Source organism: Pseudoalteromonas sp. AOP7-A1-14, from assembly GCF_052376275.1.
GTDB lineage: Bacteria > Pseudomonadota > Gammaproteobacteria > Enterobacterales > Alteromonadaceae > Pseudoalteromonas.
In genome coordinates this window covers 1-8,835 of sequence record NZ_JBQSVO010000140.1, presented here as the reverse complement: position 1 = coordinate 8,835, position 8,835 = coordinate 1, and the positions used below count along the sequence as shown (strand labels likewise).

The 8,835-nt window shown below is 41.9% G+C and carries 9 protein-coding genes; 2 read left to right on the top strand and 7 right to left on the bottom strand.

Translation table 11 applies throughout. The annotated features are described in order from the left end of the window. Nucleotides 1-180: 180 nt before the first annotated feature. The 6 genes from nhaD to ACT3RM_RS16005 all read right to left on the bottom strand — a co-directional run bounded on the left by nhaD (nt 181) and on the right by ACT3RM_RS16005 (nt 6,690). Nucleotides 181-1,611 (bottom strand): sodium:proton antiporter NhaD, encoded by a 1,431-nt coding sequence (gene nhaD, locus ACT3RM_RS16030; RefSeq protein ID WP_441836210.1) that lies wholly within the window; start codon nt 1,609-1,611, stop codon nt 181-183. Between the two features lie 18 nt (nt 1,612-1,629). Further along, complete coding sequence (locus ACT3RM_RS16025) at nt 1,630-2,475, bottom strand: patatin-like phospholipase family protein (RefSeq protein ID WP_441836209.1); 846 nt, start codon at nt 2,473-2,475, stop codon at nt 1,630-1,632. Next, on the bottom strand, nt 2,462-3,130 hold the full coding sequence (locus ACT3RM_RS16020; protein WP_441836208.1) for a hypothetical protein: 669 nt from the start codon (nt 3,128-3,130) through the stop codon (nt 2,462-2,464). The genes ACT3RM_RS16025 and ACT3RM_RS16020 overlap by 14 nt, the downstream gene beginning before the upstream one ends. Before the next feature lie 9 nt (nt 3,131-3,139). Further along, nucleotides 3,140-4,252 (bottom strand): cyclopropane fatty acyl phospholipid synthase, encoded by a 1,113-nt coding sequence (gene cfa, locus ACT3RM_RS16015; RefSeq protein WP_441836207.1) that lies wholly within the window; start codon nt 4,250-4,252, stop codon nt 3,140-3,142. Between the two features lie 94 nt (nt 4,253-4,346). Further along, nucleotides 4,347-5,195: a universal stress protein gene (locus ACT3RM_RS16010; protein ID WP_250653189.1), complete on the bottom strand. Its 849-nt coding sequence runs from the start codon at nt 5,193-5,195 to the stop codon at nt 4,347-4,349. 10 nt (nt 5,196-5,205) lie between these two features. After that, the gene (locus ACT3RM_RS16005; RefSeq protein WP_250653188.1) at nt 5,206-6,690 is read right to left on the bottom strand and encodes a SulP family inorganic anion transporter; all 1,485 of its coding nucleotides are present in this window, start codon (nt 6,688-6,690) and stop codon (nt 5,206-5,208) included. A 698-nt stretch (nt 6,691-7,388) separates the two neighbouring features. Here ACT3RM_RS16005 and ACT3RM_RS16000 point away from each other — a divergent pair. Together ACT3RM_RS16000 and ACT3RM_RS15995 are read left to right on the top strand one after the other, a co-directional pair. Beyond that, nucleotides 7,389-7,946, top strand: a complete 558-nt coding sequence (locus ACT3RM_RS16000) for a DJ-1/PfpI family protein (protein ID WP_064664650.1) — start codon at nt 7,389-7,391, stop codon at nt 7,944-7,946. Between the two features lie 30 nt (nt 7,947-7,976). Further along, nucleotides 7,977-8,375, top strand: coding sequence for a ribbon-helix-helix domain-containing protein (locus ACT3RM_RS15995; protein WP_192543062.1), 399 nt, complete (start codon nt 7,977-7,979; stop codon nt 8,373-8,375). 29 nt (nt 8,376-8,404) lie between these two features. On the opposite strand, the gene ACT3RM_RS15990 is transcribed toward ACT3RM_RS15995, so the two are convergent. Continuing rightward, nucleotides 8,405-8,835 (bottom strand): TonB-dependent receptor domain-containing protein (locus ACT3RM_RS15990; protein ID WP_444511417.1); only part of this gene is annotated, 431 nt, incomplete at its 5' end.

Below are 8,835 nucleotides of genomic sequence, written 5' to 3'. Positions count from 1 at the left end.
CTCGTAAGTGGGGTCAAGAAAATGTGAATCGTTATTTTTCAATGTTTTTGTCATTTTAATATCTTATTTTTAAACAGCGTTATCCTGCACTTATTTATTCAAAGTATCAGGCCATCAATTTTATAATAAAGTGCAATTAAATTTTAACATTAGCATTAGCATGAGATAATTGCAGTTTTGTTAATTAAAATACGAGGTATTAAGATACAAGTGGGTAAATACCCCTGCAAAGTAACCTAATAGAATAACCGGCGACCATTTTAAATGGCTACTAAACGTATAAATACCTCTGGCTTGGCCCATTAATGCAACGCCTGCCGCTGAACCTATCGATAAAATACTGCCACCAATGCCAGCTGTTAAGGTGATCAATAACCATTGACCATGAGACATATCGGGCATCATTTGCAGCACCGCAAACATCACCGGAATATTATCAACAACGGCCGACATCAGGCCTAACACAATGTTGGCACCGGTTGCAGACCAACCTGTGTAGAGTAAATCTGACAACAAGACTAAATAACCAATAAATCCTAAGCCGCCAACACAAATCACAATGCCATAAAAAAATAATAGCGTGTCCCACTCGGCTCGTGACACTCGGCTAAATACATCAAATGGCACGACGTTACCTAAACGGCTTAAACGCTGTTTGTCGCCTTCGCGCTCTGCCATGGCACGTTTTCTCGCCAGTGAGCCAGGTAGGGTGACACGTAAAAAATAGCCAAAAAATTGTAAGTAGCCTAAGCCCATCATCATGCCTACTACGGGAGGTAAGCCAAACGCGGTTTTTAGTATAACGGCGGTTAAAATGGTCAGTAAAAATAAACATAAAATACGCAGTGCGCCACGCTTTAACTCCACTTGCTCATCACTTGATTGTGGGTGCTTATTATTAATATAAAGCGACATAATAAACGCAGGAATGATATAGCTCACCAAGGCTGGTAAAAACAGCACAAAAAACTCGGTAAACTCAAGTACATCGGCTTGCCAGACCATTAAGGTGGTAATATCGCCAAATGGACTAAATGCGCCCCCCGCGTTAGCGGCAATCACGATATTGACACAGGCCATAGCAATAAAACGTGCGTCATCGGCGGCCACTTTCATCACTACTGCACACAAGAGTAATGCGGTGGTTAGGTTATCGGCCACGGGCGAAATACAAAATGCCATGACCCCGCTTATCCAAAATAGCTGTTTATAACTAAAGCCACGCTCAACCAGCCACGCCCGCAAGCCATCAAATAAGCGCCGCTCTTCTAAAGCGTTAATGTAGGTCATGGCGACCAGTAAAAACAGCATTAGCTCTGAAAACTCAAGCAAGGCGTGCCGAAATGCGGCGGTACTTAAGTCGGTTAAGTTTTGGCTAGAATATTGCCACGCGATCAGTGTCCAAATTATGCCAGCAGCAACTAGCACTGGCTTTGATTTGCGCAGATGTATTTTTTCTTCGAGTATCACAAAAATGTAGGCAATAATAAAAATGGCCACACACACTAGGCCAACAGGATGGGTAATTAAATCGATTGCTTCCTCGCCAGCATATGCCATTGTGCTTACCCCGCACATTGCCAGCACCATCGCCTGCAAAAATTTATTCATTATTTACTCCTGTAAAGTTTATAGGTGATGTTTTTTAAGCCAATTAAGTGCGCTACTTTTACCTTCTTGGTAACCTTGCGCTAAGACTTTAGGTGATTTTGTAAATCGCGTAACTTTAAAGTTAGTGGAGGGTGAGATGTCTTCAATATGGCAATCGTCAGGCGGCGAAGAAATAAATTCACACGCAGCATTATAGTTTTCAGCTCTCGCTCTGATAGCGCGGGCTAACCCTTGCTGCTTGACAAATAGTTTATCGCTTAACCAGCTCGATGTTGCGACACGTTTACGGTAATCACGCGGCCTTGACCTTATCACTAGTATTTTACGTGCACCTTGTTGGTAGGCAAACTTAACTGGGATAGAGTCGGCGATACCACCGTCGGTCATGGCTTGATTATTTACCTGCGGGTAGGCCCGATATAACAATGGTAAAGCACAGCTAGCCTCAAACACGGCATCCATATTGTGTTCGTTAACCTTATGGTACTGCGCTGCACCTGTATTAATATTGGTGGTCACCACATAAAATGGTCGTGATGCTAACTGCAAATTATGGTGTTCAATAGGATATTGCAGCATCGATTGTTGCCATAACCATTTTACATCACAAAAATGGCCACCGCGTAAAAACCGGAGCGGATTTACAAAATTGGCTGATGTCGCTAAATTACCAATCACCTCTTTGCTTCGATAAGGGCAATTAGCCGCAAAGCCGATTAAATTGGTTGCCCCAGCAGATACACCCACTAGCATATTAAATGGATTAAATTGCTGCTCCATAAATGCATCCAGTACACCAGCTGCAAAAATCCCGCGCATTGCGCCACCTTCAACAATTAAGGTATCAAAGTTAGGCCGCGGCATATTCAACACCTTCTGAGTGATAAATTAAATCGGCAAAACTACTAATTTCTATAACATGAAATAATCGATAGTAAAGTTCAGGAGATTGTTCGGTATACACAAAGGTAAAACCAAACGTTTGTAAATGTTTCATTAACGCAAAGGCATTTTTATCAAAATTATTACCTATATAATAAGTTAGCTGGGTGCCCACAACACAGCCCTGCCTTTGTAGTTTTTCTTGTTCGCTTGCAACTAAGCCAATAAACCCAGTGTCGATTACCTTTTGGCTTTGTTCGTTAGAAAAATTAAGTTCATCGCCGTGTCCCATATGCACAGCAAAATCGTGTTTCGCAATAAACTTAAGCGCTAAGGCTAAGCGTTCGTAGTCGCTAAGTTTACGTAGTGCAAAAACACTGCGATAAATCTCTTTATAACGAAAGTAACGATCTTGCCAGCGTTGGTAAAAACCTGGTGAGTCAGGAGCAAGCACATCTTTAAAGTAACGTAAGGTACTAGCCGATAAAGCTTGGCGTTTTTTGAGTGCTTTTAACTCACTGTATATATATTTACTGTATTGATTGTCATGGCGGAACGTTTTAACTTGCTTGGAAAAATATCGTTTAAGATCGAGTGTTTGCATTGCTGCAAACAATGCTATGTCTTGTTTGTTCACAGTGCATCCTTATGATTCTCTAGTATAGCCGTTTGCTACGCCATTTTTGCCTAGCACCCATTGCCATAACTGCAAGTCGCGTGCTCTAAATGCACCGGCGCAGCTTAATAAGTAGTATTTCCACATGCGATAAAACCGCTCGTTATAGCGTTTACTTAATTGCGGCCAGTGTTGATCAAAGTTATTAAACCAAGCGGTTAAGGTTTTATCGTAATCGGTGCCAAAGTTATGTAAGTCTTCAACAACAAAGTGCTTTTCTGCTGCGCTGACAAGTTGTGTCATATTAGGGATATAACCATTAGGGAAAATGTATTTATCTATCCAAGGATCTGTTTTTACTGTTTGCGCGTGTTTACCTATGGTATGCAGTAAAAATAAGCCATGATCTTTTAAACAGCGCTCGGCAACCTTAAAGTAGTCAGCAAAGTTTTTATAGCCCACATGTTCAAACATACCAACACTAACAATACGATCATATTGCCCTTCTAAAGAACGGTAATCTTGCAGTGCAAACTCAAGGGGTAAGTGGGCATATTTGTTTTTGATCCATGCGACTTGCTGTTTAGAAATAGTACAACCGGTGCATTTAACACCATAGTGCTCAGCGGCGTAGGCAATAAAACTTCCCCAGCCACAGCCTATGTCGAGCAGGGTCATACCGGGCTCTAACTTTAGCTTGCGGCAAATTAAGTCGAGCTTATTAAGCTGCGCTTGCTCTAAATTATTGGCATCTTGCCAGTAACCACAAGTATAGGTCATGCGTGGATCTAGCATTGCTTGGTATAAATCGTTACCTAAATCGTAGTGCTGTTCGCCAACTGTAAATGCACGACTGGTTTTTTGTAAGTTAAATAAACGGGTTTTTATAGCATAGGGTAACAGCTTAAGTGGTTTTACTTTGCCCCCAATATCTGCTCGAAGAAACTTATAAAAAACATCGTCTAATTGTTCGCTTTCCCATATGCCTGCCATATAGCTTTCGCCTAAACCAAGGGTGCCTTGTTGTAAAACCGCTTGGGAAAATGCGTGTTTATCATTTATTACAATATCATTATGCTTATCTGTACCTATTGATACTCCAGCCGATGCGACTAAGTCGGCAAGTAAATTAAAATTTTTCATCTTCCGCCTTGTATTTAATTAACACATAAATGGGCCCAACGTATTAACCTTTTAAGGTCAACCCGTTAGGCTCATTGATATTAAAAACAGCGTATTACTTGATCACTAATAATGAAGTATGGCTATTAGTAATTAGTTTTAGCGTATTACTACCCACAAAGAACTGCCTCACTTTAGAGTGCGAAAACGCTCCCATCACAGTTAAGTCAACATTAAGCTCTAGCTGTTTAGCTAACAATGATTCAGCAATATTATCGCCATCAACAAAGTGTGGAGTGATGGATGCAAATTGTGACTCTAAACGGCTTAGCTCTTTATCAAACGCGTCTTTAGTGGCATGGCTGGTGTTACCTACCATCACTAAATGGCAATCGCAGTCAGCCAGTAGTTTGGTTTCGAGTAACCGCTCAATCGCCAGGTTAGCTTGCTCTCTGCCATCGTAGGCAAGTAAAAACGATTGCGGTTGTTTAAACTCACCAACGGTCAATAGCATAGAGCGGTCAACCAAACGTAATGCGCTTTCAATGTGCGAGCCCACTAAGTTTGAATCACTGGCATGGTTTTCACCACTGCGGCCCATCACATAACAACGAATTGACTCCTTAATATCGCTAAGGGTGTGGTTTACATCCCCAAAGCGCTCAAGTGTTGCAACTGGGCTGTTTAGCTCAGGCAATGACTGCTGTAAATGCTCAAGCAGCGCTTTACTGTGTGCTTTAAGCAATTTACTTTTTTGCGCGTCATTATCAGCCAATTGTTGTAACAATACTTCGTTAGCTCCTAGACCAATATTACCGGCTAAATTGATATCAGCTGAGCGGTCCTTTTCAATACTGTGCAGTAATACTAAAGGCACTGATAAACGCTCCGATAACCACGCTCCCGCTTGGCACACTGAGTGCGCCATGAGTGAACCATCTACGCATGCTATTATTTTTTTCATTGTGTTCTCCTTAGTGGCCTGCCATCATTTTTTCTACGGCAGCGGGATCATCATGAATTGCAAACTTATCAACTACGGTTTGGGTTGCTGCATTCATGCCCTTAATAGTGACTTCGGCACCTTCTCGGCGTAATTTAATCACCACTTTATCAAGTGCGCCTACACCACTGATATCCCAAAAATGTGCATGGGTTAAATCAATCGTGACATTGTCGGCTGCGTCTTTAAAATCAAACGAATCAACAAATTTATCGGCTGTGGCAAAGAATACTTGGCCAGTCACTGTATACACTTTGTCGCCATTAGACGCCTCAGATTGCACCACCATAAAGCGGCTAATTTTATTAGCAAAGAACACCGCAGACAGTAATACACCAACAAACACACCCATTGCTAAATTATGGGTTGCAACGACTACAACCACAGTAGCAACCATAACTATATTAGTTGAAAGTGGGTGCTTTTTAAGGTCGCGAATAGAACCCCACGCAAAGGTGCCAATTGACACCATGATCATCACTGCAACCAATGCCGCCATAGGTATGAGCTTTAACCATTCGCCTAAAAACACCACCATAACCAGCAAATACACACCTGCGGCAAAGCTCGATAAGCGGCCACGGCCACCCGATTTAACATTAATAATTGACTGACCAATCATTGCACAACCAGCCATACCACCTAATAAACCTGCGCCAATATTGGCAACGCCTTGGCCTTTACACTCACGGTTTTTATCGCTTGAGGTATCAGTTAGGTCATCAACGATAGTGGCCGTCATCATTGACTCTAATAGACCTACCACGGCAAGACCTATTGAATAAGGCAGTATAATCATTAGCGTTTCAAGGTTTAGCGGCACATCAGGCCATAAAAAGATAGGCAAGGTATCGGGTAGTTCACCCATATCACCGACGGTACGAATATCAAGTCCCATAGTCATGGCAATGGCAGTCAGTACCACAATACACACTAACGGCGAGGGAATACTTTTACCGATAACTGGTAAGTAAGGGAATAAGTAAATAATACCTAAACCAGCGGCGGTCATTGCGTAGACATGCCAAGTTACATTGGTAAGCTCTGGCAACTGCGCCATAAAAATAAGTATACCCAAGGCATTAACGAAGCCAGTAACCACCGAGCGCGAGACAAAACGCATTAAGCTGCCAAGCTTTAAATAACCGGCAATAATTTGCAATACACCGGTGAGTAAAGTAGCGGCAAGTAAGTATTCAAGGCCATGCTCTTTTACTAGCGTTACCATTAACAGTGCCATCGCGCCGGTGGCCGCAGAGATCATACCGGGCCTGCCACCAACAAAGGCAATCACAACCGCAATACAAAATGAAGCATAGAGGCCGACTTTAGGGTCAACACCAGCAATAATAGAAAACGCGATAGCCTCAGGGATCAAAGCTAATGCGACCACAATACCCGCAAGTAAGTCGCCACGAATGTTAGCGAACCATTCGAGTTTAAATTTTTCGAACATAGAAAACCTTGTTTTATGTGTTATCAATTTCATCATGCAAAATTCTTTTAACTTAACACGCTCACACGCAAAGCAATGCTCTGCTTTGATACGTAAATCATTTAGCCAAAAGTAAAAACACAATTTAAATTGATAAAAATTCGATAAACCACAGTTTCAACATAGCAATACATTAGCGTATCGACAGTTAACGCGTTGAACAGGGTGCTTAAATATTTTTTGATGGCGCAAACAAGCACCTGCTGAAAACAGCAATTGATAGCCATTTAAATTATGGCAATTTAGAGGGGGGGGAAACCTAGGGCGGCGTAATGCGCAAAATAACGAGCCTTATCACAAAAAAAGTTATTGCGATAATAAGCTAGTTTCTCATTAAAATCAATTGCAGCGAATAAATAGCACTCGACTTCGAATCGGTTGGGGTTTTTAACTATGTTATATAAAACATATATTTTAACCATGCTCCAGCAGGTATTATTTAAAACAACAAAGCCACTGGAGATAAGTTATATATCAGCTTTCTGGTTATTCAAGTCATTAAAAACAATAAGGAATGGAACACAGCAGCTCTCGCTATTGTAGTATTAGAATACTACCCGCTGCTGATTTGTATGTGCTTTACTAAACACTCACGGTATTAGCGTGTACTTAATTTCCACTCTGATACGTTTACGCACAATTAAGATCTGGAGCAAAACATGGCTAAAGTACTTATGATCACCGGTGACTTTGTTGAAGACTATGAAAACATGGTGCCTTTTCAAGCATTATTGGCAATGGGTCATCAGGTTGATGCTGTATGCCCTGATAAAAAAGCGGGTGACACTATCGCAACGTCGATTCATGATTTTGAAGGCGACCAAACCTATACCGAAAAACGCGGTCATAATTTTGCACTTAACGCGACATTTGCCAACATTAATGCCGCTGATTACGATGCCTTGTATTTACCCGGTGGCCGTGCCCCTGAGTATTTACGTTTGAACGCGAAAGTGATCGAAATAATTCAACACTTTGCTACAGCGGATAAACCAATTGCCTCTATTTGCCACGGCCCGCAAATGCTCACTGCTGCAGGTGTGATCACAGGTAAAAAAGTATCTGCCTACCCTGCGTGCCAACCTGAAGTAAAAATGGCGGGTGCCGAGTACGTTGAGTTACCTATGGATGGCGCAATTACCGATGGCAAATTAGTCACAGCCCCTGCTTGGCCTGCGCACCCAGCCATGTTAAAACAGTTTGTAGCCTTGCTATAATCGTAATTTAGCAGCATCACGAGGTAACCTATGTGCCAACTTTTTATTAATGCCGACAGTCGATTGTGGACCTGCCGTACCAAGTCTTTACGCATTGATGGCGTGGTTACCTCAATTCGTCTCGAAGAATTTTTTTGGGATATTTTAGAAGAGGTGGCTTTTCGCGATCAAATGACCGTAAATCAAATGATCACTAAGCTCTACCTTGAGTCTCTTGATGCTGATCATGATATCGGTAACTTCACCTCATTTTTGCGAGTGTGTTGTTCTCGTTACTTATCGCTAGTGGCCGATGGCAATCTCAGCCGCGAAGATACCATACCGTTAAATGATATCGACGCTAGTCACGTTTTAGAACAAGAAAAACTGCGTACCCGTGTGCGTAAAAGCCAATATACCGATGTATCAATTAAGCCTTCACTCAATTAATTTTGTTGCAGTCATCACTCATTCCTGCTTTAAAAACTGTAATTAAACCCAGCGTAATAGCGACGACCTGAGTAACTGGTATTCAACAAACGAGCATCGGTATCTTTACCTAAGCGTGTAACGGACTCTGATTGCGTTAAATTAATTACCGCTGCGGTAAAGCTAAAGCTATCGGTAAAGTTATACGCGGCGTTTACGTCTACTTGCTGGTATGGGTCTTGATACACGTTTAAACCGCTATTAATACCGAGCACGGTTTCGCCTCGTTTATTGTATGACGCGCGAATATTAAAGCTATCACCTTCATAATAGACCGATGTGTTGTATTGATATTTAGCACTACCAATAAGTGGCGACTCACCAAAGCTTTCACCATCAACAGTAACATCGGCCTGATTCGTTTTGTTATAGGTGTAGTTTGCATATACACCAAAGCCACTATCAAAGGCATGTTGAATAA

Bases quoted from the DNA above. Each gene is read 5' to 3' on its own strand.
- cfa (WP_441836207.1), bottom strand. From the start codon at position 4,252: ATGAAAAATTTTAATTTACTTGCCGACTTAGTCGCATCGGCTGGAGTA.
- nhaD (WP_441836210.1), bottom strand. From the start codon at position 1,611: ATGAATAAATTTTTGCAGGCGATGGTGCTGGCAATGTGCGGGGTAAGC.
- ACT3RM_RS16025 (WP_441836209.1), bottom strand. From the start codon at position 2,475: ATGCCGCGGCCTAACTTTGATACCTTAATTGTTGAAGGTGGCGCAATG.
- ACT3RM_RS15995 (WP_192543062.1), top strand. From the start codon at position 7,977: ATGTGCCAACTTTTTATTAATGCCGACAGTCGATTGTGGACCTGCCGT.
- ACT3RM_RS16005 (WP_250653188.1), bottom strand. From the start codon at position 6,690: ATGTTCGAAAAATTTAAACTCGAATGGTTCGCTAACATTCGTGGCGAC.
- ACT3RM_RS16000 (WP_064664650.1), top strand. From the start codon at position 7,389: ATGGCTAAAGTACTTATGATCACCGGTGACTTTGTTGAAGACTATGAA.
- ACT3RM_RS16010 (WP_250653189.1), bottom strand. From the start codon at position 5,195: ATGAAAAAAATAATAGCATGCGTAGATGGTTCACTCATGGCGCACTCA.